We start from the raw sequence: 22,195 nt of genomic DNA on the forward strand, positions 1-22,195 counted from the left end.
CTGGCCATCTGGCTGAAACCGGAAGGCTTCGAATATCAGGAAATCCGCCAGTATTCCCTGACCCGCAAAGCGGACGGCAAAGGCTACCGCATTGCGGTTAAACGCGAGGAAGGCGGTCAGGTTTCCAGCTGGCTGCATAACCATGCCAGCGAAGGCGATGTGGTCTATCTGGCCGCCCCGGCGGGAGATTTCTTCCTTAACGTTAAGCCGCAGACGCCGGTCACTCTGCTCTCCGGCGGCGTCGGGCAAACGCCGATGCTGGCGATGCTGGATGCGCTGGCGAAGAGCGGTCATCAGGGTCAGGTGAACTGGTTCCATGCGGCGGAAAATGGCGACGTTCACGCCTTTGCCGATGAAGTGAAGGCGCTCGGCGCGGCGCTGCCGGCTTTTACCTCTCACGTCTGGTATCGCACCCCGACTGAGGCCGACCGTCAGGCTGGACGTTTTGATAGCGAAGGTTTGATGGATTTAGCAGCAGTGGCGGACAATATTCGCGACCCGCAGATGCAGTATTATCTCTGCGGCCCGGTAGCGTTTATGCAGTTTGCAGCGAAGCAGCTGGTCGAATTAGGGGTCAACAAAGACAACATTCATTACGAATGCTTCGGCCCGCATAAGGTGCTGTAAGCCCCGACGCGCGGGGATTTGTAGGCCGGGTAAGCGCAGCGCCACCCGGCAATACTGCAGCGAGCGGCGAGCGTTAAATCGCCGCGTCGTCTTCTTCGCCGGTACGAATACGAATGACCCGCGCCACGTCGAAGACAAAGATTTTACCGTCGCCGATTTTACCGGTCTGTGCGGTACGGATGATGGTATCCACACAGGTATCGACGATATCGTCGGTCACCACAATTTCAATTTTTACTTTCGGCAGAAAATCGACCATATACTCGGCACCACGGTACAGTTCGGTGTGCCCTTTCTGGCGGCCAAAGCCTTTCACTTCCGTTACCGTCATCCCGGTGATGCCGACTTCGGCCAGCGCTTCACGCACGTCATCCAGTTTGAAAGGTTTAATAATCGCATCAATCTTTTTCATGGGGTTCCTGTCTTAATCGCGTAACCGGTTGCTTACCGTATCATAACTTGCGCTATAGTGCGGAGCTACTCTTTAAAGTCGTTGGCGTCGAGCTCATGGCGCGACAGCAGCTTATAGAATTCGGTGCGGTTGCGCCCTGCCATCCGCGCGGCGTGAGTGACGTTGCCCTTGGTAATTTGCAGCAGCTTGCGCAGGTAGTTCAGCTCAAACTGATTGCGCGCCTCCACGAAGGTCGGCAGCGCCGTGTTCTCGCCCTCCAGCGCTTGCTCAACCAGCGCGTCGCCGATCACTGGCGACGAAGTCAGGGCCACGCACTGCTCGATCACGTTCACCAGCTGGCGTACGTTGCCCGGCCACTTGGCGGCCATCAGCCGCTTCATCGCATCGCTGGAAAACGCCCGGACAAACGGCTTATGGCGATCGGCAGACTGACGCAGCAGATGGTTGGCCAACAGCGGAATATCTTCCGTGCGTTCGGAGAGCGGCGGTATTTTCAGGTTCACTACGTTGAGGCGGTAGAACAGGTCTTCACGAAACTCGCCGCGGGCCATCGCCTTCGGCAGGTCGCGGTGGGTGGCGGAGATAATCCGCACGTTGATTTCGATATCGCGGTTGCTGCCCAGCGGGCGCACCTTGCGCTCCTGCAGGACGCGCAGCAGCTTCACCTGCAACGCAACCGGCATATCACCGATCTCGTCGAGAAACAGCGTACCACCCTCAGCGGCCTGGAATAATCCTTCACGGTTACTGACCGCGCCGGTAAAAGCGCCCCGCGCATGGCCAAACAGTTCGGATTCGAGCAGCTGTTCCGGCAGCGCGCCGCAGTTGATCGCCACGAACGGCTTATCATGACGCGGGCTGGTGTTGTGGATCGCCTGGGCGACGATCTCCTTCCCGGTCCCGCTCTGGCCATTAATCAGTACGCTGACATCCGATTGCGCCACCATCCCGGCCTGCTCAAGCAGGCGCAGCATCAGCGGGCTGCGGGTTACAATCGCCTGGCGCCAGGCTTCGTCGGTGGCCGGCGAGCGCTGCTCCAACGCCTCATCAATGGCTTTATATAAGGCATCTTTATCGACCGGCTTGGTCAGGAAGCTGAACACCCCCTGCTGGGTAGCCGCCACGGCGTCGGGAATCGAACCGTGAGCGGTGAGAATGATCACCGGCATGCCGGGGTGGCCCTTCTGGATCTCGCTAAACAGCTGCAGGCCGTCCATTTCATCCATCCGCAGATCGCTAATCACCAGATCCACTTTCTCACGCCCCAGCACGCGCAGCGCTTCCGGCCCGCTCTCGGCGGTGACCACGCTGTAGCCTTCGCTGACCAGGCGCATGCCCAGTAGCTTCAACAGTCCCGGATCGTCATCCACCAGCAGTAAACGCGCCGGTTTACGGATCGTCATGGATCACCTCCGGCACTTTTTCGCTGCCGAAATTGCCGCCCGGCTTGCGGCTGGAGAGCTGGCGTTCGATATCCGTCAGGTTCTCCAGCTTGCGGGTGGTCAGCTCCAGCTGCTCGCGCAGCGCCAGCTCCTGCTGACGCAGTGTCTCCAGTTCGCTATCGCTGGACTGCTGAAGCTTAGCGTAACGGGCACGCTCTTCCACCAGCTGCAGCTGACGGGTCTGGCCGTCGCGCCAGAGCTGATACAGCGGGCGGACCTGAACGGCGATTTGCGGGCTGAAGGTATCGAGACGCGCCACCAGGTCGCGGCGCTCCTCAGGGGTAATTTTAGCATCAGCAAGCAGGATGCCGCGACGGAACGCGTCCTGCCAGCTGTCGTCGGTATGGCGTTTCGCCTCCGCCCGCGCCTGCGCCGGCGCGAGGCGATCGGCACAGTCAATGCCCCGCAGCCAGTAGAGGGGATTTTTGTCGCTGGCATCGCTGCTGTGCGCCCAGATATCCGCGCAGTCTACCACGACAAAATCGGCCACCTGATGCTGCGCCTGCCCGGGGGCGGCGGTACCTTCCGCGGTATGCGGTGAAAAGCCGGCGGAACACCCCGCCAGCGTAAGACAAGCAATGCCTGAAAGCAGCCATCCACTGAGGGAACGGCGCCAGGCCAGGAATTGGGACATAGTTCCCCGATATTGATTCATAAGTTGGATTATTCCGGCGCTGAGGGAAGCGTAATGCGAAAACAGACCTGCCCGGCGGGCGCATCAACTAAGCTGAGCTCCCCTTGCATCTGCCGGACGCAGTCGCGGGCGATACTCAACCCCAGTCCACTGCCCTTAACGGCCCCTTTACGCTGGTGACTCCCCTGGTAAAAAGGCTCGAATATCATATTTTTTTCCGCGGCCGGGATCGGTTCGCCGCTGTTGGCGACATCAATACGCACCTGCTCTCCGTGCCGGTAGCTATGGATACGGATGTTACCGGATTCAGCGCCATAGTGCACCGCATTGGAGTAGAGATTATCCATTACGCTTATCAATAGCGCAGGCTCTGCCAGGCAACGCCGCGCCTGCAGCGTCAGTTCGGTATGCATCAGTTTAGCCCGCGCGGGCAGGCTGTGCGCCGCCACGACGTTTTCCACCAGGTCCACCAGGTCTACCGCTTCGCGAGCCACCGGGCCGTCGGCCTGTTTTCGGTTATAGTCCAGCAGCTGTTCAATCAGCTTTTGCAGGTTACGGCTACTGCTGTCGAGGATCTCGACGATCTCCTGCTGCTCAGGGGTCAGTGGCCCGGCGACCCGGTCGGCCAACAGCTCGGTACCTTCACGCATACTGGCCAGCGGGGTTTTCAGCTCATGCGACAGATGACGAAGAAATTGATGCCGCTGCGACTCCAGCCACGCCAGGCGCTCGCTGAGCCAGATGATGCGCTTGCCCACCGATCGCAGCTCGCGCGGGCCGGTAAACAATGCGGCGTCGTCCAGCGACTTCCCTGCCCCCAGCTGATTGATCATTCTTTCGATGCCTTTCACCGGGCCGATAATCATGCGGGTGAAGAGTAGCACCAGCGCCAGGCTCAGCAGAAACAGCACCAGCGCCTGCCAGCCGAAAAACTGGCCGCGTTCGGCTATCTCCTGCTGCAGCTGTTGGCCACGAGAATAGACGACCGCCCGGGTCGCCTGCACCATATCGCTGTTATTACTGGCGAAAACTTCCAGTCTGGCGGCTGCCTGGGCATCGGGTCCGCTATTTTTACACTGCAGCTGCGCCAGATCGCTGACATCCTGACGCAGCGCCTGCCAGAGCTTCTCGTCCGGCAGCACGCCGGCGTGGGCGTCCAGCATCTGGCTGTAGCGCTGCCGCTGGTTTTGATAGACGCGCGCCAGCGTCGGATCGTCCAGCACGCAGTACTGGCGATAGCTGCGCTCCATCTCCAGTGCGGCATTGATCATCGCCTCGCTGCGTCGGGCGTCGACCAGGGTGGTACGGTTAATATGCGCCGCCTGGGCGCTGAGGGCGTTCAGGCTCTGCCAGGCCTGCCAGGCCAGCACCAGCAATGGCAGCAGGATCAGCACAAAAGAGAGCGTCACCAGCTGACGCAGCGAACGGGGGAAAAGAGAGAGTCGCTTCAAGGATGTTGTCTCAATCATTAGCTCTGGTCGATGCTAACTGAGGAGCGCGCCGGAGAAAAGCGCTACCGCTGAGTGCTGCGCCGCAGAAACAACAAAGCCAGGCGCAAGGCCTGGCTTTGTTCAGGAATGAGGCGGTGCCTTACTCGACGTTTCGCCCGATGTCTGATAAAGCCAGGCTGTTATCAGGAGTTGGACGGCAGGCACCTGTTTGTGCGTCATTCGAAGTTTATGTAGCGCGTCCCGAAGGGGCTGACATAAGAAGGTGAATGAGCCACTGGTTAATATTATGCATGAACTATGCCAGCTCTCAAAACATTTTATTAACATATTGATATATATGGCTTTAACCGCAGGAACAGTCGTACTACCACTGTTTATTTTTCACCCGCATTGTCGCTATTTAGCGACACCAAATAGGCTACCGATTACTCATCATTTAAATCAATAACTTAAGTGTCGCCTATTGACGACACTACAATATCGCAGTTGTCGGCAATTCCCGACACCCTGGCGTGCCGACCATCACAGATAAAAAAAAGCCCCCTGTCAGGCAGGGGGCTGATACGTTCGCGTGAAGCGCGGCGGGAAGATTAACCCAGCTGTTTACGCGCGTTACGGAAGATACGCATCCACGGGCTATCCTCGCCCCAGTTCTCCGGGTGCCAGGAGTTGCTTACGGTGCGGAAGACGCGTTCCGGGTGCGGCATCATGATGGTCGCGCGCCCGCTTTCGCTGGTCACCGCGGTGATACCGTTCGGGGAACCGTTCGGGTTCGCCGGATAGGTTTCGGTCACTTTGCCGAAGTTATCCACGAAGCGCAGCGCCACCAGACCTTTGCTCTCCAGCTGGGCCAGATGCGCGCTGTCGCGCACTTCCACCTGACCTTCGCCGTGGGAGACCGCAATCGGCATCCGTGAGCCAACCATGCCTTCCAGCAGCAGGGATGGGCTTTGCGTCACTTCCACCAGGCTAAAGCGCGCTTCAAAGCGGTCAGACTGGTTGCGCACAAAGCGCGGCCACAGGTCGCTGCCCGGGATCAGCTCGCGCAGGTTGGACATCATCTGACAGCCGTTGCACACGCCGAGCGCCAGCGTCTGCGGACGATGGAAGAAGGTCGCGAACTCATCGCGCACGCGCTCGTTGAACAGAATCGACTTCGCCCAGCCCTCGCCCGCGCCCAGCACGTCGCCGTAGGAGAAGCCGCCGCAGGCTACCAGGGCATGGAAATCGCCCAGACCGGTCCGGCCGGCCAGCAGGTCGCTCATATGCACGTCGATGGCGTCAAAGCCGGCACGATGGAAGGCGGCCGCCATTTCAACGTGGGAGTTCACCCCCTGCTCGCGCAGGACGGCCACTTTCGGCCGCGCGCCGGTGGCAATGTACGGGGCGGCGACGTCGTCGTTAATATCAAACGAGAGCTTCACATTGAGGCCCGGGTCGGCATCATTGGCTTTCGCCTCATGCTCCTGATCGGCGCAGGCCGGGTTGTCGCGCAGACGCTGCATCTGCCAGGTGGTTTCCGCCCACCACATGCGCAGCGTGGTGCGGCTTTCGCTGAACACCGTCTGACCGCCGGCGGTCAGCACGAAGCGATCGCCCTCAACCGCTTTACCGAGGTAATGCACGCAGTCCGCCAGGCCGTTAACCGCCAGAATGGCTTCCACCGCCTCACGGTCTGCGGCGCGGACCTGAATCACCGCCCCCAGCTCTTCGTTGAACAGCGCGGCCAGATGGTCGTCGCCCAGCGCGGCGATATCCGCTTCCACGCCGCAGTGGCCGGTAAAGGCCATTTCCGCCAGGGTGACCAGCAGACCGCCGTCGGAGCGGTCGTGGTAGGCCAGCAGTTTACGCTGCGCCACCAAGGCCTGCATCGCATTCCAGAAGCCTTTCAGTTGCGCGACATCGCGCACGTCAGCCGGCTTGTCGCCGAGCTGGCGATAGACCTGCGCCAGCGCCGTCGCGCCCAGCGCGTTGTGCCCTTTACCGAGGTCGATCAGCAGCAGGGCGTTATCTTCCGTCGAAAGCTGCGGCGTGACGGTATGACGGACATCTTCGACACGGGCGAAGGCAGAGATGACCAGCGACAGCGGGGAGGTCATCTCGCGCTGCTCGCTGCCTTCCTGCCAGCGGGTTTTCATCGACATCGAGTCTTTACCGACCGGAATGGTCAGGCCCAGCGCCGGGCACAGCTCTTCGCCCACCGCTTTCACCGCCTCATACAGGCCAGCGTCTTCACCCGGGTGGCCGGCGGCGGCCATCCAGTTAGCCGACAGCTTCACGCGGTTCAGCTCGCCAATCTGCGTGGCGGCGATGTTGGTCAGCGCTTCGCCGACCGCCAGACGGCCAGAGGCCGCGAAGTCCAGCAGGGCGACCGGGGCGCGCTCGCCCATCGCCATCGCTTCGCCATAGTAGCTGTCGAGGCTGGCGGTGGTCACCGCGCAGTTGGCCACCGGGATCTGCCACGGGCCAACCATCTGGTCGCGGGCGACCATACCGGTCACGGTGCGGTCGCCGATGGTGACGAGGAAGGTTTTCTCGGCCACCGTCGGCAGATGCAGAACGCGGTTAACCGCATCGGCAAGGGTAATCGGTTGGCGATCCAGCGCACTACCCTGAGCTTTCAGAGTCTGCACGTCGCGGGTCATTTTCGGCGTTTTGCCGAGCAGGACGTCCAGCGGCAGGTCGATCGGCTGATCGTTAAAGTGGCTGTCGCTCAGGCTCAGATGCTGCTCAGCGGTGGCTTCGCCGATAACGGCATAAGGCGCACGCTCGCGGCGGCACAGTTCGTCGAACAGCGGCAGCTGCTCCGGAGCGACCGCCAGAACATAACGTTCCTGCGATTCGTTACACCAGATCTCCAGCGGACTCATCCCTGGCTCATCGCTGAGAATATCGCGCAGCTGGAATTTACCGCCGCGGCCGCCGTCGCTCACCAGCTCCGGCATAGCGTTGGAGAGACCGCCGGCGCCAACGTCGTGGATAAAGAGGATCGGGTTGGCGTCGCCCAACTGCCAGCAGCGGTCGATCACTTCCTGACAGCGGCGCTCCATTTCCGGGTTGTCACGCTGTACGGAGGCGAAATCGAGATCGGCATCGGACTGGCCGGAGGCCATAGAAGACGCCGCGCCGCCGCCGAGGCCGATGTTCATCGCCGGGCCGCCCAGCACGATCAGCTTCGCGCCGACGGTAATCTCGCCCTTCTGCACGTGCTCACCGCGGATGTTGCCGATACCGCCGGCCAGCATGATCGGTTTGTGGTAGCCACGCAGCTCTTCGCCATTGTGGCTGGTGACTTTCTCTTCATAGGTGCGGAAGTAGCCGTTCAGCGCCGGACGACCAAATTCGTTGTTAAACGCCGCGCCGCCCAGCGGGCCTTCGGTCATGATGTCCAGGGCGGTGACAATACGATCCGGTTTACCGAAATCTTCTTCCCACGGCTGTTCGAAGCCCGGGATACGCAGGTTGGAAACCGAGAAGCCCACCAGGCCCGCTTTCGGCTTCGCGCCGCGGCCGGTGGCGCCTTCATCGCGGATTTCGCCGCCGGAGCCGGTTGCCGCGCCTGGCCATGGAGAGATGGCCGTCGGGTGGTTATGGGTTTCCACCTTCATCAGAATGTGCGCCGGCTCCTGATGGAAGTCGTAGCGTCCGGTCTGATGGTCGGCGAAATAGCGCCCGACTTCAGACCCTTCCATCACCGCGGCATTATCTTTATAGGCCGACAGCACGTAGTCCGGCGTTTTTTCAAAGGTGTTTTTGATCATTTTGAACAGCGACTTCGGCTGCTGTTCGCCGTCGATGATCCAGTCGGCGTTGAAAATCTTGTGGCGACAGTGCTCTGAGTTCGCCTGGGCGAACATATACAGCTCGATATCGTTCGGGTTGCGTCCCAGGCGGGTAAACGCATCCTGCAGGTAGTCAATTTCGTCGTCGGCCAGCGCCAGACCCAGACGGAGGTTGGCGTCAATCAGCGCCTGACGCCCTTCGCCCAGCAGGTCGACGCTGGTCACCGGCGTCGGCTGATGGTGAGCAAACAGCTTCTCGCCCGCTTCCAGCTCGTCGAAGACGCTCTCCATCATGCGGTCGTGCAGCTCCGCCGCCACCGCGGCCCACTGCGCTTCGGTCAGGGTTGAGGCTTCAACGTAATACGCCACGCCGCGCTCAAGACGCACAACCTGCGCCAGACCGCAGTTGTGAGCGATATCGGTAGCTTTAGAAGACCAGGGAGAGATGGTGCCAGGGCGAGGGGTCACGAGCAGTAATTTACCGGTAGGGGTATGGCTGCTTAAGCTCGGGCCATACTGAAGCAGTCGCGCCAGGCGCTCGCGATCGTCAGCGCTCAGCGGGGCATTCAGATCGGCAAAATGAATATATTCGGCATATATGGCGCTTACCGGAAGGTTGGCCGCCTGAAATCGTGCCAGCAGTTTATTAATACGGAATGCCGACAGTGCAGGTGAACCACGCAAAATTTCCATCATAAGTCTCTCGTCTTCGAAGCTTTCAGGGTGAGCCAGGGGGGGAAACGGGCGTCATTATAGTGAATCCTGCGCCCCGACGAAACCGTTTGCGTAGAAATAAAATCATTGATGCTGTTTATCAATAAATGTGACGACCATCGCGAATAAGTTGCCAACTGGCGCATTATTAAGCAGAATGCCGCACATTCGACGACAACCTTGCGTTTTTTCCGGACATCGCCTGCTGAGGAACCTGAAGCTGCAGAAGATTAACTCTCTGAAAAAATTAAAGATTAATTATCTGCTGATCGGCATTGTCACCCTTTTGCTGGCGGCGGCCCTGTGGCCGTCGATCCCCTGGTCTGGTAAACCCGAGAACCGGGTGGCGGGCATTATCGCTCGCGGCGAGCTGCGCATCAGCACTATCAACTCGCCAATGACCTTCGCCACCATGAACAATAAAGCGTTCGGTCTGGATTATGAACTGGCGAAGCAGTTTGCCGACTACCTTGGCGTAACGCTTAAGATAACCGTCCGGCAAAACATCAGCCAGCTGTTTGACGACCTCGACGACGGTCAGGCCGATATGCTGGCCGCCGGACTGGTCTATAACCAGGAGCGAGTGAAAAACTATCAGGCCGGCCCCACCTACTATTCCGTTTCGCAACAGCTGGTCTACCGCGTCGGCAATACCCGGCCGCGCACCCTCGCGGCGCTGACCGCCGAGCAGCTCACTATCGCTCCGGGCCACGTGGCGATCAACGACCTGCAGACCTTAAAAGCTGAGAAATACCCGGATCTTGCCTGGCGCGTGGACGAAAAACGCGGTACCACGGCGCTGATGCAGGCGGTGATTGACGGTAAACTTGATTACACCATCGCTGACTCGGTGGCCGTCAGCCTGTTTCAGCGCGTCCATCCGGAGCTGGCGGTGGCCCTCGATATCACCGACGAACAGCCGGTCACCTGGTTTAGCGCCCGGGACGACGATAATTCGCTGTCGGCGGCAATGCTTGATTTCTTCAACAACATCAATGAAGACGGGACGCTGGCGCGCCTCGAGGAGAAGTACCTCGGCCACGGCAACGATTTCGATTATGTCGATACCCGCACCTTCCTGCGCGCGGTGGAAAATATTCTTCCGGAGGTGCAGCCGCTGTTTGAAAAATACGCCCGCGAGATTGACTGGCGCCTGCTGGCCGCCATCGCCTGGCAGGAATCCCACTGGGATCCGCAGGCCACCTCCCCCACCGGCGTGCGCGGTATGATGATGCTCACACGCAATACGGCACAAAGCCTGGGTCTAACCGACCGCACCGATGCGGCGCAGAGTATCGACGGCGGCATGCGCTACCTGCAGGATATGATGGATAAAGTGCCGGATTCGATCCCGAAAGATGAACGCATCTGGTTTGCGCTGGCCGCTTATAATATGGGTTATGCCCATATGCTGGACGCCATGGCGCTCACCCGCAAACAGAAAGGCAATCCTAACAGCTGGGCGGACGTTAAGCTGCGTTTACCGTTGCTGAGCCAGAAACCCTATTACAGCAAACTAAAATACGGCTATGCCCGCGGCCATGAGGCCTACGCCTATGTGGAAAACATCCGCAAATATCAGATAAGCCTTGTCGGCTATTTGTCAGAGAAGGAGCGCCAGCAGCAGCAAACGCTGGCCCTGGCGGAGGATTACCCGGCCGTGCTCCCCAATGAGCTCGAACAGCCGCAGGAGACCACCCTGCCCTTTTTCAAGTTTCGCGCCGATAAGCAGATGGATAATGCCCGGATGAAACTCCCCGGCCACCTGTATTAACTTTCCCCAGTCTGCGCCCGGGCTTTCTTCAGCGCTTTTTTCTCTTCCCGCCGCCAGCGGAAGAAGTCGCTCAGCATGGCAGAGCAGGACTCTGCCAGCACGCCTTCGCTAATCTCAACCCGATGGTTCATTCCCGGGTGGTGCAGAACATCCATCAGCGAGCCGGCTGCGCCGGTCTTGGCATCCCTGGCGCCAAACACCAGGCGGGCGATACGGCTGTGCACCATCGCGCCCGCGCACATGACGCAGGGCTCGAGGGTCACGTACAGCGTGGCGTCGATCAGGCGGTAGTTTTGCAGCACCAGTCCGCCCTGGCGTAAGGCCATAATCTCCGCATGGGCGGTGGGGTCGTGACGGCCTATCGGCCGGTTCCAGCCCTCGCCAATGACCTGATTGTTATGCACCAGCACCGCGCCCACCGGCACCTCGCCCTCTTCCCAGGCGCGTTTCGCCAGCGTCAGGGCATGACGCATCCAGTATTCATCATTGAGTTCGAGGTCAGACACAGCGGCCACTCCAGCAGAAAAAGCGGGGCGCATTATACATGGGCGCTATCAATTACACACTATTACTCCAGCTGCTGAAGCTCTCCCTGAGGGGTTACCCGCCAGCGATGCTGGCAAAAGCCGAGCAATGGATTATCCTGCTCACTATCGCTATAGCCGCTATACAGCCGCAGCGGGGCGCCAATCTTTTTCTCCAGCTGTACCACCTTTTCATGCCCCAGGCAGCGCAGGGTCAATACCCAGCCGCCCCAGCGGCGCGCGGTGCGGCTGGCTATCAGATTCACCCGCGGCAACCAGAGGGTATCGCGATAGACCTGCTCCACCAGCGACTGCGGCGAGCCGGTGATCAACCAGACGTCGGCATCGGTGCTGGTCAGGTAGGCGGTAAGCCGCGCATGAACTACCGGAAACGCCGTCACATGATGGCGAAACCAGCCGACAAACTCCGCTTCCAGCCGCTTCAGCACCGCCTCGCGGCGGCCAAAGGTTGTCGCCCACAGCAGGAGGCTCATCGGCCAGCGCGCCGCCCGTCCGCTCACTGCCAGCCCGGCAAGGATCACCGGCCCCATCGCCACCACCAGCAACAGGTTCAGCGGCAAATGGCGCAGCAGATAGCGCAGAAAACTGCCGAACATATCCTGTTGGTGTAAGGTTCCGTCCAGATCGAAAAACACCACTCTCCGTTCAGTGTGCTGCAAACTGCCTCCTTTATCTCAGAACTCGCTTCTCGTTAGGGTAAGCTTAACAGCCTGACGCCATGTCGAGGGAAAACATCCCCTGCCGTTAAGAAAGAATTAAAGTAGCAGGCGAAGGAAAAATTGTGGCTTAAGAATTTTTAATTCATGGTATACCCCTTATAATCGAATAAAAATTCTGTCAGTCACGAGCCGGACGGCTCCAGCGGAGCTCCAATGAACTGTTTAACGCGTATTCGTCAGCGCTATCCCACCCTGGCGGCGAGCGACAAAAAGTTGGCCGATTATATTCTGAGCCAGCCCGATGAGACCCGGCACCTCAGCTCGCAGCAGCTGGCAGCGGAAGCCGGTGTGAGTCAGTCCAGCGTGGTTAAATTTGCCCAGAAGCTGGGATTCAAAGGCTTTCCGGCGCTGAAGCTGGCCCTTAGTGAAGCGCTGGCGAGTAGCCCGGATCCGCACTCCGTCCCGGTGCATAACCACATTCGCGGTGACGATCCGCTGCGTCTGGTCGGCGAGAAACTGATTAAAGACAATGTCGCCGCCATGCATGCCTCGCTGGACGTCAACACTGAAGAGACGCTACGGGAAGCCGTCACGCTGCTGCGCAACGCCCGGCGAGTGATCGTCACCGGGATTGGCGCCTCCGGCCTGGTGGCGCGTAACTTTAGCTGGAAGCTGATGAAGATCGGCATCAACGCTGTTTCTGAGCAGGATATGCATGCCCTGCTGGCGACGGTGCAGGCCATGTCCAGCGACGATCTTCTGCTGGCGATCTCTTACTCCGGCGAGCGCCGGGAGATCAATATGGCGGCCGGTGAAGCGCTGCGCGTCGGCTGTAAGATCCTGGCGATTACCGGGTTTAGCCCGAACGCCCTGCAACAGCAGGCGACCCACTGCCTGTATACTATCGCCGAAGAGCAGGCGACGCGCAGCGCGGCCATCTCCTCCACCAGCGCGCAAATGATGCTCACCGATCTGCTGTTTATGGGGCTGGTGCAGCAGGATCTGGAGCGGGCGCCGGAGCGCATTCGCCATAGCGAAGCGCTGGTGAAAAAGCTGGTCTGAGCAGAAAATGGGCGTATAATGCCCGCCCTGTTTGTGTTGTTTCTGAGACTTTCCTGATGGCGCTGTTAATTACCAAAAAATGCATCAACTGCGATATGTGCGAGCCGGAGTGCCCGAATGAGGCCATTTCGATGGGTGAGAGCATTTATGAAATTAACAGCGACCGCTGCACCGAGTGCGTGGGTCATTACGACACGCCAACCTGCCAGAAAGTGTGCCCGATCCCGAATACGATCCTGAAAGATCCGGCACACGTCGAGAGTGAAGAACAGCTGTGGGATAAATTCGTGCTGATGCACCACGCGGATAAAATTTAACCGCCCTCCTGGCTAGCTTTCGACAATCACCGTGGCGCAGGCGTAGTGGCGTTCATCAGCGAGAGTAACGTGAATAGCGCTTACTCCCATGCGTTCAGCTAAAAGGTTTGCTTCACCCCATAGCCGCAGCTTCGGCTTGCCCAGCTCGTCGTTGTAAACCTCGAACTGGTTAAACGCCAGCCCGTTACGGATCCCGGTTCCCAGCGCTTTCGCCGCCGCTTCCTTGACCGCAAAGCGTTTCGCCAGGAAACGCACCGGCTGCTGGTGCTGCTCCCAGATGCTCCATTCATGGTCGCTCAGCACCCGGCGGGCAAGGCGATCGCCGCTGCGGGCGATCACCGCTTCGATGCGGGCGATCTCGACGATGTCGGTACCCAACCCGAGAATGGCCATTAGCCGCGCGCTTCCAGCATCAGACGCTTCATTTCCGCCACCGCCTCTTTCAGGCCGCTCATCACCGCACGGCCAATAATCGCGTGACCGATATTCAGCTCATGCATTTCCGGCAGCGCAGCAATCGCTTTCACGTTGTGGTAGGTCAGACCGTGGCCGGCATTCACCTTCAGCCCGAGGCTGGCGGCGTAGGTGGCCGCTTTGGCAATACGTTCCAGCTCCCTGGCCTGCTCGGTGTCGGTTTTGGCATCGGCATAGCAGCCGGTGTGGATTTCGATATAGGGCGCGCCAACGTCCGCCGCCGCTTTGATCTGCGCTTCATCCGCATCGATAAACAGGGAGACCAGGATGCCGGCATCCGCCAGGCGTTGACAGGCATCGCGCATCTTGTCGCGCTGGCCGGCGACGTCCAGCCCGCCTTCGGTGGTCACTTCCTGACGCTTCTCCGGCACCAGGCAGCAGAAGTGCGGTTTGGTTTCGCAGGCGATCGTCAGCATCTCTTCGGTGACCGCCATTTCAAGATTCATGCGGGTGTGCAGCGTCTGGCGCAGGATACGCACATCGCGATCGGTAATATGGCGACGGTCTTCGCGCAGATGCACGGTAATGCCGTCGGCGCCGGCCTGTTCGGCAATGAAAGCCGCCTGAACCGGATCCGGGTAAGCGGTGCCGCGGGCGTTACGCAAGGTCGCGATATGGTCAATATTGACCCCTAACAATAATTCAGCCATGACAATCCTCGTTAATCATTATTCGTATTATCGGCTCGCGCCTTTCGCGCGGGCATAAACTGGCGAAACAACTCCCGGCTCTTGAGCGGTTTGCCGCCGAGATAGGGCTTCAGGGCGATACGGGTAAAGCGCTTCGCGGCGCGCAGCGTATCAACATCAGGAAACTCGCGACTCGCCAATGCTTTCAAATGGTGCCCGGTAAACGTGTTGTTATCAATCACCAGGCTGGCAATAAAGCCTTTTTCTTCACGATAGCGGTAGGTCATGGTGTCGTCTACCGGCTCGCCGCTCCCGGCGCAGTGGAGAAAATCCACGCCATACCCCAGGTGCCCGAGCAGCGCCAGCTCAAAACGCCGCAGCGCGGGCTCCGGCGAGCCGCTGGCCCCGGCGAGCGCCTGAATGCAGTGCAGGTAGTCGAAAAAGAGTTCGGAGAAACGTGTTTCGTGCTCCAGCACGCGGGAGATAAGCTCGTTAACGTAGAGACCGCTGTAGAGGGTGATGCCGCTGAGCGGCAGCGCCAGCGAAACGGCTTCCGCGCTGCGCAGGGTTTTGACTTCGCCGCGACCGCCGAAGCGAACCAGCAAGGGGGTAAAGGGCTGTAAAGCGCCTTTGAGATTAGAGCGTTTGGAGCGTGCGCCCTTGGCAACCAGGCGCACACGACCGGATTCTTCCGTGAAGACGTCCAGCATCAGGCTGGTTTCGCTCCACGGACGGCTATGCAGGACAAAGGCGCGCTGCCATCCATCCACGTTGCGTTAACTCAGAGGTCGTCAACGTAACCGAGACTGCGCAGAGCGCGCTCGTCATCGGCCCAGCCGGATTTCACTTTCACCCACAGCTCGAGGTGCACCGGCGCTTCAAACATCTCCTGCATGTCCTTACGCGCTTCGATACCGATGGTTTTAATTTTGGCGCCTTTGTTGCCAATCACCATCTTTTTCTGCCCTTCGCGCTCGACGAGGATCAGGCCGTTGATATCGTAACCGCCGCGCTCGTTGCTGACGAAACGTTCGATTTCCACGGTGACGGAGTACGGCAGCTCAGCGCCGAGGAAACGCATCAGTTTTTCACGGATGATTTCGGAGGCCATAAAGCGTTGTGAGCGATCGGTAATATAATCTTCCGGGAAGTGATGGATCGCTTCCGGCAGATGCTTACGCACGATCGCCGCGATGGTATCAACGTTGGTGCCGGTTTCCGCTGAGATCGGTACGATATCGAGGAAATTCATCTGGCTGGCGAGGAACTGCAGGTGCGGTAACAGATCCGCTTTTTCCTGCACGTTATCCACCTTGTTGACCGCGAGGATCACCGGCGCTTTCGCGTCGCGCAGCTTGTTGAGCACCATCTCATCGTCCTGCGTCCAGCGAGTGCCTTCCACCACGAAGATGACCAGTTCCACGTCGCCAATCGAACTGCTGGCCGCTTTGTTCATTAAGCGGTTAATGGCACGCTTCTCTTCCATATGCAGGCCCGGAGTATCAACGTAAATCGCCTGATACGGCCCTTCGGTATGGATACCGACGATGCGGTGACGGGTGGTCTGCGCTTTACGGGAGGTGATCGAGATCTTCTGCCCAAGCAGCTTGTTCAACAGCGTGGATTTGCCAACGTTTGGACGACCCACGATGGCGACAAACCCACAATAACTTTTTTCTTCGCTCATTCCAGCTCCAGCTTTTTCAGCGCCTGTTCGGCGGCAGCCTGCTCCGCCTTACGACGGCTGGAACCTGTGCCAACCACCGGTTCACTCAGGCCACTGACCTGGCAGTGGATAGTAAATTCCTGATCGTGCGCTTCGCCGCGAACCTGGACCACCAGGTAAGACGGCAGCGGCAGATGACGTCCCTGCAGATACTCCTGCAGACGCGTCTTCGGATCCTTTTGCTTATCGCCCGGACTGATTTCGTCCAGACGGGTCTGGTACCAGGAGAGGATTAAGCGTTCAACGTTCTGAATATCACTGTCGAGGAAAACCCCGCCAATTAACGCTTCAACGGTATCCGCGAGAATCGATTCGCGACGGAAACCGCCGCTTTTCAGCTCTCCCGGCCCGAGGCGCAGACACTCGCCCAGCTCAAACTCGCGGGCGATCTCCGCCAGCGTGTTGCCGCGCACCAGCGTCGCGCGCATACGGCTCATATCGCCTTCATCGACACGAGGAAAGCGATGATACAGCGCATTCGCGATCACGAAACTTAAAATGGAGTCACCTAAAAATTCCAGGCGCTCATTATGTTTGCTGCTGGCACTGCGGTGAGTTAATGCCTGTTGCAACAGCTCCTGATGATGAAAAGTGTAGCCCAGCTTTCGTTGAAGCCGATTAATTACGATGGGGTTCATGCGTTACCAATAAATGAATGCGTCAAAGATGCAGCACACGAAACCGACCTGAGCATTCGCTTCAAACAGTAATTTGAAACAGACCAATACGCTTTCGTGTGCAGTGTCACCCGGCAGAGCGACAACCAAAAACTTCGGGGGGATATTCTATACGCAACGACACGGGATGTCGTTAGTTTGAATGGATTTAAATACTAAATAATTCACGCCGCTGCGATAACAGCAGCGACGTGAATTCAGCAGAGGAAATTAATGAATTCCACCAATGCGCGATAACCGCACGCCGGTCGGCCATTCACCTTCCTGCTTTTCAAAACTCATCCAGATAGCGGTTGCTTTTCCGACCAGGTTGGCTTCCGGCACAAAGCCCCAGTACCGGCTGTCGGCGCTGTTATCCCGGTTGTCGCCCATCATGAAGTACTGACCGGGCGGCACAATCCAGGTGGCCAGCGGCAGACCGGACTGATGGTAGTACATCCCAACCTGATCCTGGGCAATCGGCACCATAAGAATTCGGTGCGTCACGTCGCCCAACGTCTCCTGACGCTCGGTAAGACGAATGCCGTCGGCTTTGGTTTCGCCCTTCGGCAACTGCCAGAAACCGCTGCTCGCTTCGCCGCCGTTGCTGCGGGAGAAGGTCTGAACAAAATCGCTCGGCTCCACGTTGGAATAGGTCACCGGCAGCGCGTTGCCGCAGGCCTGTCCGGAACTGCAGCCCGGCTGAATAGTGACCTGTTTGGCAACCGGATCGTAGGTGACCTTATCACCCGGTAACCCCACCGCGCGCTTAATGTAGTCCAGACGCGGGTCTTCCGGATATTTAAACACCACGATGTCGCCGCGCTTCGGATGGCCGGTCTCGATCAGCGTTTTCTGGTAGATAGGATCTTTAATGCCGTAGGCAAATTTCTCCACCAGAATAAAATCGCCGATGAGCAGCGTTGGCATCATCGAACCTGAAGGGATCTGGAAAGGCTCATAAATAAATGAACGTACCACCAGAACGATCGCCAGCACCGGGAAAACCGATGCGCCGGTTTCCAGCCAGCCCGGTTTCGGGCCGACTTTCTTCAGCGTCTTCTTGTCCAGTTGCTCGCCGGTCGCTGCCTGAGCAGCGGCCTGACGTTCACGACGTTTCGGTGCAAAAATGAACTTGTCCAGGCACCATAAAACGCCCGTCACCAGGGTTGCAATCACCAGGATCAGGGCAAACATGTTCGCCATGCCAACTCCTTAGGGTTATTTGCCGTCTTTACCAACGTGCAGAATGGCGAGGAACGCTTCCTGCGGCAGCTCAACGTTACCGACCTGCTTCATACGCTTCTTACCTTCTTTCTGCTTCTGCAGCAGCTTTTTCTTACGGCTGACGTCGCCGCCGTAGCATTTCGCCAGGACGTTTTTACGCAGCTGTTTCACCGTAGAGCGCGCGATAATGTGGTTACCGATGGCCGCCTGAATCGCGATATCGAACTGCTGACGCGGAATCAGATCTTTCATCTTTTCCACCAGCTCGCGGCCGCGATACGGCGCGTTATCGTTGTGGGTGATCAGCGCCAGCGCATCGACGCGCTCACCGTTGATCAGCACATCGACGCGTACCATGTTCGACGCCTGGAAGCGTTTGAAGTTGTAGTCCAGCGACGCATAGCCGCGGGAGGTGGACTTCAGGCGGTCAAAGAAGTCGAGAACCACTTCCGCCATCGGAATTTCATAGGTCAGCGCCACCTGTTTACCGTGGTAAACCATGTTGGTCTGCACCCCACGCTTCTCGACACACAAGGTAATCACGTTGCCGAGGAATTCCTGCGGCAGCAGCATGTGACACTCGGCGATCGGCTCGCGCAGCTCCTGAATATTATTCAGCGGCGGCAGCTTGGACGGGCTGTCGACGTAGATAACTTCTTTGGAGGTGGTCTCTACTTCGTAGACTACCGTCGGCGCGGTGGTGATCAGGTCGAGATCGTATTCACGCTCCAGACGCTCCTGAATGATCTCCATGTGCAGCAGGCCGAGGAAGCCGCAGCGGAAGCCGAAGCCCAGCGCGGTAGAGCTTTCCGGCTCGTAGAACAGAGAGGCATCGTTAAGGCTCAGTTTGCCCAGCGCGTCGCGGAAAGCTTCATAATCATCGGAGCTCACCGGGAACAGGCCGGCATACACCTGCGGTTTCACCTTCTTAAAGCCAGGCAGCGCTTTGTCTGCCGGGTTGCGGGCGGCGGTCAGGGTATCGCCCACCGGCGCGCCGAGGATGTCTTTGATCGCGCAGACCAGCCAGCCTACCTCGCCGCATTTCAGCTCGGTACGGTCAACCTGTTTCGGGGTGAAGATGCCCAGACGATCAGCGTTATACACCTGGCCGGTGCTCATGACCTTGATCTTGTCGCCCTTGCGCATGGTGCCGTTTTTAATCCGCACCAGCGACACCACGCCGAGGTAGTTATCGAACCAGGAGTCGATAATCAGCGCCTGCAGCGGCGCGTCCGGATCGCCTTCCGGCGGCGGGATATCGCGCACCAGACGCTCCAGCACGTCGGTCACGCCGACGCCGGTTTTCGCTGAGCAGCGCACCGCGTCGTGGGCGTCGATCCCGACGATATCTTCAATCTCGTCCGCTACGCGCTCAGGGTCGGCCGCAGGCAGGTCGATCTTGTTGAGTACCGGAACCACTTCGAGATCCATCTCCATGGCGGTGTAGCAGTTGGCCAGGGTCTGGGCTTCTACCCCCTGCCCGGCGTCTACCACCAGCAGCGCGCCTTCGCACGCGGCAAGAGAACGGGAAACTTCATAAGAGAAGTCTACGTGGCCCGGGGTGTCGATAAAGTTCAGCTGGTAGGTCTCACCGTCGCTGGCCTTATAGTCCAGGGTGACGCTCTGCGCCTTGATGGTGATCCCGCGTTCGCGCTCAAGATCCATGGAGTCCAGAACCTGGGCTTCCATTTCACGATCAGAAAGGCCACCGCAAATCTGGATGATACGGTCAGACAGCGTCGACTTACCGTGGTCGATGTGAGCGATGATCGAAAAGTTACGTATATTCTTCATATTTAGAGTTAATTATGCCTTACGAGTATCATGAGGCCGCTGTACTGTGCCTGACGTTTTTTAATCCGAAAACGCCGCATTCTACACTACATCCGCGAAACCAGGAAATGCTGTTAGATCCAGCATACCCGCAGAAATTGTGGCGTTGTAACAGGAAAGGTAAATAAAGATAAGGGCCAGTGAAATCACTGGCCCATGTCGGAGGAAGGCGTATCAACACGCAGCAGATCCGGCGGCAGTGCGACGTTCAAAATCACCGGCTGCCAGGACTGACGTGCCGCCAGTCGCGGCGACAGACCGCGCGCCACCAGGAAGCCGCCGACGCCGCCCAGCAGCGCGCCGCAAAGTGACGCAATATCGCTGGCAAACAGCACCTGAAAAATAGACGCCATTACAAACAGCCCCGCCAGCGGCGCCATATACACCAGCATCGCTGAGCCCAGCAGGCTGCTTTCAGCGATCCCCAGCTCCACTTTTTGCCCCGCGGCCAACGGCTGCTCGCAGGGCACGCTAATGGTATGGCTGGTCTGCGGCCCCAGCTTGTTTAGCACCCGGCTACCACAGCCGGCACGGGAGGCGCAGCTGCTGCAGGAGGCTTTAACGTCGCAGTGCACCTGCGCCACGCCGTTATGCCAGGAAACCACGGTAGCCCACTCTTTAATCATTGTACTGCCTTGAATTTAATACTGTCAGAGATACGCTTCGCCGTCTGCGGCGGCAGCTCGCCCACTACGGTTATCTCCGCGTTATCGCGCACCGTCGTGCTGACGGTGCGTCGGCCGGTGCGCAACAGCTGGTCGCTGCTGGCCGCCGTGGCGCGGTTGATATTGATCGAGAAGCTGAACAAGCCGTCGGAATAGAGACGTGATTCTACCGGACCGTCAAAGGTGGGAAGACGGCGCTGGCTGCTGGAAACCTCAGTCACGCCCTGCGGGAGCCACGTCGGCGCCCAGTTGAAGTTAGCTTTGTCGCCTCCTTCAGGCACCGACAGCTGCGGCGGCAAATTCGCTTTTGCCAGCGTCTCCATGCTGGCGCTGACGTTATCGCCAACGTTGAAGGAGACGACCCGGAACTGCTCCAGCGTTTCCCCGTCGCGGTCGAGCAAATCGACGCGTAGCGGCAGCTTGGTTTCAGCATCCAGCCAGGCGATAAAGCTGTAGCGCGTGCCGTCGCGAGCCACGACGCGGATCACGTCGCAGAGGCGGTCAGCGATACGGGTACGGCCCACGGAAATAAAATCATACGCCGCGGAGAGGCGTTTGAAATCGCTATATACCAGCGATGGCAGCGAATCGACGATATAGTCGCCGTTCAGGGTGAACGGATCGAGACCGGGTTCAAAATAGCTGATTTCCGTGCCGCGCAGGACCACTTCCCGGCGCGGACCGTCCAGCTGCAGCAACTGCGCCAGCGGTTGGTTGTTCAGTCGCGCGTGACGATAGCGCAGCGACTCAACGCCTTGTTTGCTGATGCTAACAAAAGACAGCTCATAATTGAGAGACTGGCTGGCCAGGTTCATCTGCTGCAACAACGCCCCGGACGATGTATCAGCCGAGGCGTTGACAGAGAACAACAGGCTGCCTGCCATGAGCGACATGGCACACCAAAGTTGCTTCATTACTGCGATTGCGTTCCTAAAGTTTGATAGCCCGGTACCTGGACTGCGGCCTGCTGAGTCTGGGCCTGGCCAAACTGAAGCTGCTCAGCGTGCAGGCGGCGCTGCAGTTCGTAGTCCTGCAGCATGGCGTTAATTCGGCGGCGCTGTTCCTGGACCTGCGCCTGCTGGCCGCTTCCCGCTGACGCGTCAGCCGGCACGCCAAGACTTACCGGGCTTGCTTTACCCATCATGGGCAGCGTATTGAACACCGGCGCTTCTGGCTGCTGAGCGGAATCAGACTGACCATTATAGTGCTGGACGCCGACGATAACCGCAAGCGATACGCAGGCGGCAACGCCCATTTGAGTCAGGGAGCTGGCCCACGGACGCACCTTGTTCCAGAACGGCATCTGCCGCCACTGATGCGGTGCGGGCTGAGATTCAGGAATAAGCGGAGCCGTCTGACGAACGGGCTCATTTTCAATGGCGGCCATCACCCGGGCGGAGATATCAAATTGCAGCACCTCAGCGGTATCGCCACGCAGCGTATCGCGGATAAGGTGATAACTCTCCCAGGTTTTTTGCATCTCAGAAGAACGACTCAGCTCGTTGAGCAGTTCGTTATCCAGCGTTTCACCATCCATTAAAGCCGAAAGTTTTTCTTTCTGCATGC

Annotated in this window: 21 protein-coding genes; 4 read left to right on the forward strand and 17 right to left on the reverse strand. The window is 58.8% G+C overall.

Annotation, left to right across the window (positions count from 1 at the left end):
- On the forward strand, nucleotides 1-627 hold a 627-nt coding region (locus KHQ28_RS16860), incomplete at its 5' end, for an FAD-binding oxidoreductase (RefSeq protein WP_228298274.1).
- Between the two features lie 73 nt (nucleotides 628-700).
- On the opposite strand, the gene glnB is transcribed toward KHQ28_RS16860, so the two are convergent.
- From glnB to purL, 5 genes are all read right to left on the reverse strand, one after another.
- The gene (glnB, locus tag KHQ28_RS16865; RefSeq protein ID WP_002914032.1) at nucleotides 701-1,039 is read right to left on the reverse strand and encodes a nitrogen regulatory protein P-II; all 339 of its coding nucleotides are present in this window, start codon (nucleotides 1,037-1,039) and stop codon (nucleotides 701-703) included.
- A 65-nt stretch (nucleotides 1,040-1,104) separates the two neighbouring features.
- Nucleotides 1,105-2,442 carry a two-component system response regulator GlrR gene (glrR, locus tag KHQ28_RS16870; RefSeq protein WP_032418490.1) on the reverse strand — a complete coding sequence of 446 codons (1,338 nt, stop codon included), beginning with the start codon at nucleotides 2,440-2,442 and terminating at the stop codon, nucleotides 1,105-1,107.
- Nucleotides 2,429-3,115: a two-component system QseEF-associated lipoprotein QseG gene (qseG, locus tag KHQ28_RS16875; RefSeq protein ID WP_032418487.1), complete on the reverse strand. Its 687-nt coding sequence runs from the start codon at nucleotides 3,113-3,115 to the stop codon at nucleotides 2,429-2,431. The genes glrR and qseG overlap by 14 nt, the downstream gene beginning before the upstream one ends.
- Before the next feature lie 29 nt (nucleotides 3,116-3,144).
- Nucleotides 3,145-4,566: a HAMP domain-containing sensor histidine kinase gene (locus KHQ28_RS16880; protein ID WP_002914044.1), complete on the reverse strand. Its 1,422-nt coding sequence runs from the start codon at nucleotides 4,564-4,566 to the stop codon at nucleotides 3,145-3,147.
- A gap of 590 nt (nucleotides 4,567-5,156) precedes the next feature.
- Nucleotides 5,157-9,044, reverse strand: a complete 3,888-nt coding sequence (gene purL / locus KHQ28_RS16885) for a phosphoribosylformylglycinamidine synthase (protein ID WP_004185139.1) — start codon at nucleotides 9,042-9,044, stop codon at nucleotides 5,157-5,159.
- Between the two features lie 175 nt (nucleotides 9,045-9,219).
- Here purL and mltF point away from each other — a divergent pair, with 175 nt between their 5' ends.
- Nucleotides 9,220-10,836 carry a membrane-bound lytic murein transglycosylase MltF gene (gene mltF / locus KHQ28_RS16890; protein WP_004144346.1) on the forward strand — a complete coding sequence of 539 codons (1,617 nt, stop codon included), beginning with the start codon at nucleotides 9,220-9,222 and terminating at the stop codon, nucleotides 10,834-10,836.
- Here the strand turns inward: mltF and tadA are convergent.
- Both tadA and yfhb read right to left on the reverse strand, forming a co-directional pair.
- Nucleotides 10,833-11,342, reverse strand: coding sequence for a tRNA adenosine(34) deaminase TadA (tadA, locus tag KHQ28_RS16895; RefSeq protein ID WP_004151991.1), 510 nt, complete (start codon nucleotides 11,340-11,342; stop codon nucleotides 10,833-10,835). The genes mltF and tadA overlap by 4 nt on opposite strands.
- Nucleotides 11,343-11,404: 62 nt before the next feature.
- Complete coding sequence (gene yfhb, locus KHQ28_RS16900) at nucleotides 11,405-12,040, reverse strand: phosphatidylglycerophosphatase C (RefSeq protein WP_004180922.1); 636 nt, start codon at nucleotides 12,038-12,040, stop codon at nucleotides 11,405-11,407.
- Nucleotides 12,041-12,253: 213 nt separating this feature from the next.
- On the opposite strand from yfhb, the gene KHQ28_RS16905 reads away from it, so the two are divergent.
- Nucleotides 12,254-13,102 carry a MurR/RpiR family transcriptional regulator gene (locus KHQ28_RS16905; protein ID WP_004144349.1) on the forward strand — a complete coding sequence of 283 codons (849 nt, stop codon included), beginning with the start codon at nucleotides 12,254-12,256 and terminating at the stop codon, nucleotides 13,100-13,102.
- 56 nt (nucleotides 13,103-13,158) lie between these two features.
- A complete protein-coding gene (locus KHQ28_RS16910; protein WP_004888420.1) occupies nucleotides 13,159-13,419 on the forward strand; it encodes a YfhL family 4Fe-4S dicluster ferredoxin in 261 nt (86 codons plus the stop codon).
- Nucleotides 13,420-13,431: 12 nt separating this feature from the next.
- Here KHQ28_RS16910 and acpS read toward each other — a convergent pair whose 3' ends face one another.
- The 10 genes from acpS to rseA all read right to left on the reverse strand — a co-directional run bounded on the left by acpS (nucleotide 13,432) and on the right by rseA (nucleotide 22,193).
- Nucleotides 13,432-13,812, reverse strand: a complete 381-nt coding sequence (gene acpS, locus KHQ28_RS16915) for a holo-ACP synthase (RefSeq protein ID WP_004144351.1) — start codon at nucleotides 13,810-13,812, stop codon at nucleotides 13,432-13,434.
- Nucleotides 13,812-14,543: a pyridoxine 5'-phosphate synthase gene (gene pdxJ / locus KHQ28_RS16920; RefSeq protein ID WP_032418486.1), complete on the reverse strand. Its 732-nt coding sequence runs from the start codon at nucleotides 14,541-14,543 to the stop codon at nucleotides 13,812-13,814. The genes acpS and pdxJ overlap by 1 nt, the downstream gene beginning before the upstream one ends.
- A gap of 11 nt (nucleotides 14,544-14,554) precedes the next feature.
- Nucleotides 14,555-15,292 (reverse strand): DNA repair protein RecO, encoded by a 738-nt coding sequence (gene recO, locus KHQ28_RS16925; protein WP_002914062.1) that lies wholly within the window; start codon nucleotides 15,290-15,292, stop codon nucleotides 14,555-14,557.
- An 11-nt stretch (nucleotides 15,293-15,303) separates the two neighbouring features.
- Nucleotides 15,304-16,209, reverse strand: a complete 906-nt coding sequence (era, locus tag KHQ28_RS16930) for a GTPase Era (protein WP_002914063.1) — start codon at nucleotides 16,207-16,209, stop codon at nucleotides 15,304-15,306.
- Nucleotides 16,206-16,886 (reverse strand): ribonuclease III, encoded by a 681-nt coding sequence (gene rnc, locus KHQ28_RS16935; protein ID WP_002914065.1) that lies wholly within the window; start codon nucleotides 16,884-16,886, stop codon nucleotides 16,206-16,208. Before rnc ends, era begins: the two co-directional genes overlap by 4 nt.
- Before the next feature lie 249 nt (nucleotides 16,887-17,135).
- A complete protein-coding gene (gene lepB / locus KHQ28_RS16940) occupies nucleotides 17,136-18,110 on the reverse strand; it encodes a signal peptidase I (protein ID WP_002914067.1) in 975 nt (324 codons plus the stop codon).
- Between the two features lie 15 nt (nucleotides 18,111-18,125).
- Entirely contained in the window at nucleotides 18,126-19,925 is a 1,800-nt protein-coding gene (gene lepA / locus KHQ28_RS16945; RefSeq protein ID WP_002914069.1) for a translation elongation factor 4, read from the reverse strand.
- A 185-nt stretch (nucleotides 19,926-20,110) separates the two neighbouring features.
- Nucleotides 20,111-20,590, reverse strand: coding sequence for a SoxR-reducing system protein RseC (gene rseC / locus KHQ28_RS16950; RefSeq protein WP_004144354.1), 480 nt, complete (start codon nucleotides 20,588-20,590; stop codon nucleotides 20,111-20,113).
- Nucleotides 20,587-21,543, reverse strand: coding sequence for a sigma-E factor regulatory protein RseB (rseB, locus tag KHQ28_RS16955; protein WP_002914070.1), 957 nt, complete (start codon nucleotides 21,541-21,543; stop codon nucleotides 20,587-20,589). Before rseB ends, rseC begins: the two co-directional genes overlap by 4 nt.
- Nucleotides 21,543-22,193: an anti-sigma-E factor RseA gene (rseA, locus tag KHQ28_RS16960; protein ID WP_002914072.1), complete on the reverse strand. Its 651-nt coding sequence runs from the start codon at nucleotides 22,191-22,193 to the stop codon at nucleotides 21,543-21,545. The genes rseB and rseA overlap by 1 nt, the downstream gene beginning before the upstream one ends.
- Between the last annotated feature and the right edge of the window lie 2 nt (nucleotides 22,194-22,195).

The organism is Klebsiella sp. 28, from assembly GCF_018223905.1.
GTDB classification, from domain to species: domain Bacteria; phylum Pseudomonadota; class Gammaproteobacteria; order Enterobacterales; family Enterobacteriaceae; genus Klebsiella; species Klebsiella pneumoniae.

Bases quoted from the DNA above. Each gene is read 5' to 3' on its own strand.
- glnB (WP_002914032.1), bottom strand. From the start codon at position 1,039: ATGAAAAAGATTGATGCGATTATTAAACCTTTCAAACTGGATGACGTG.
- glrR (WP_032418490.1), bottom strand. From the start codon at position 2,442: ATGACGATCCGTAAACCGGCGCGTTTACTGCTGGTGGATGACGATCCG.
- qseG (WP_032418487.1), bottom strand. From the start codon at position 3,115: ATGTCCCAATTCCTGGCCTGGCGCCGTTCCCTCAGTGGATGGCTGCTT.
- purL (WP_004185139.1), bottom strand. From the start codon at position 9,044: ATGATGGAAATTTTGCGTGGTTCACCTGCACTGTCGGCATTCCGTATT.
- mltF (WP_004144346.1), top strand. From the start codon at position 9,220: ATGCCGCACATTCGACGACAACCTTGCGTTTTTTCCGGACATCGCCTG.
- KHQ28_RS16905 (WP_004144349.1), top strand. From the start codon at position 12,254: ATGAACTGTTTAACGCGTATTCGTCAGCGCTATCCCACCCTGGCGGCG.
- KHQ28_RS16910 (WP_004888420.1), top strand. From the start codon at position 13,159: ATGGCGCTGTTAATTACCAAAAAATGCATCAACTGCGATATGTGCGAG.
- acpS (WP_004144351.1), bottom strand. From the start codon at position 13,812: ATGGCCATTCTCGGGTTGGGTACCGACATCGTCGAGATCGCCCGCATC.
- pdxJ (WP_032418486.1), bottom strand. From the start codon at position 14,543: ATGGCTGAATTATTGTTAGGGGTCAATATTGACCATATCGCGACCTTG.
- era (WP_002914063.1), bottom strand. From the start codon at position 16,209: ATGAGCGAAGAAAAAAGTTATTGTGGGTTTGTCGCCATCGTGGGTCGT.
- rnc (WP_002914065.1), bottom strand. From the start codon at position 16,886: ATGAACCCCATCGTAATTAATCGGCTTCAACGAAAGCTGGGCTACACT.
- lepB (WP_002914067.1), bottom strand. From the start codon at position 18,110: ATGGCGAACATGTTTGCCCTGATCCTGGTGATTGCAACCCTGGTGACG.
- lepA (WP_002914069.1), bottom strand. From the start codon at position 19,925: ATGAAGAATATACGTAACTTTTCGATCATCGCTCACATCGACCACGGT.
- rseC (WP_004144354.1), bottom strand. From the start codon at position 20,590: ATGATTAAAGAGTGGGCTACCGTGGTTTCCTGGCATAACGGCGTGGCG.
- rseB (WP_002914070.1), bottom strand. From the start codon at position 21,543: ATGAAGCAACTTTGGTGTGCCATGTCGCTCATGGCAGGCAGCCTGTTG.
- rseA (WP_002914072.1), bottom strand. From the start codon at position 22,193: ATGCAGAAAGAAAAACTTTCGGCTTTAATGGATGGTGAAACGCTGGAT.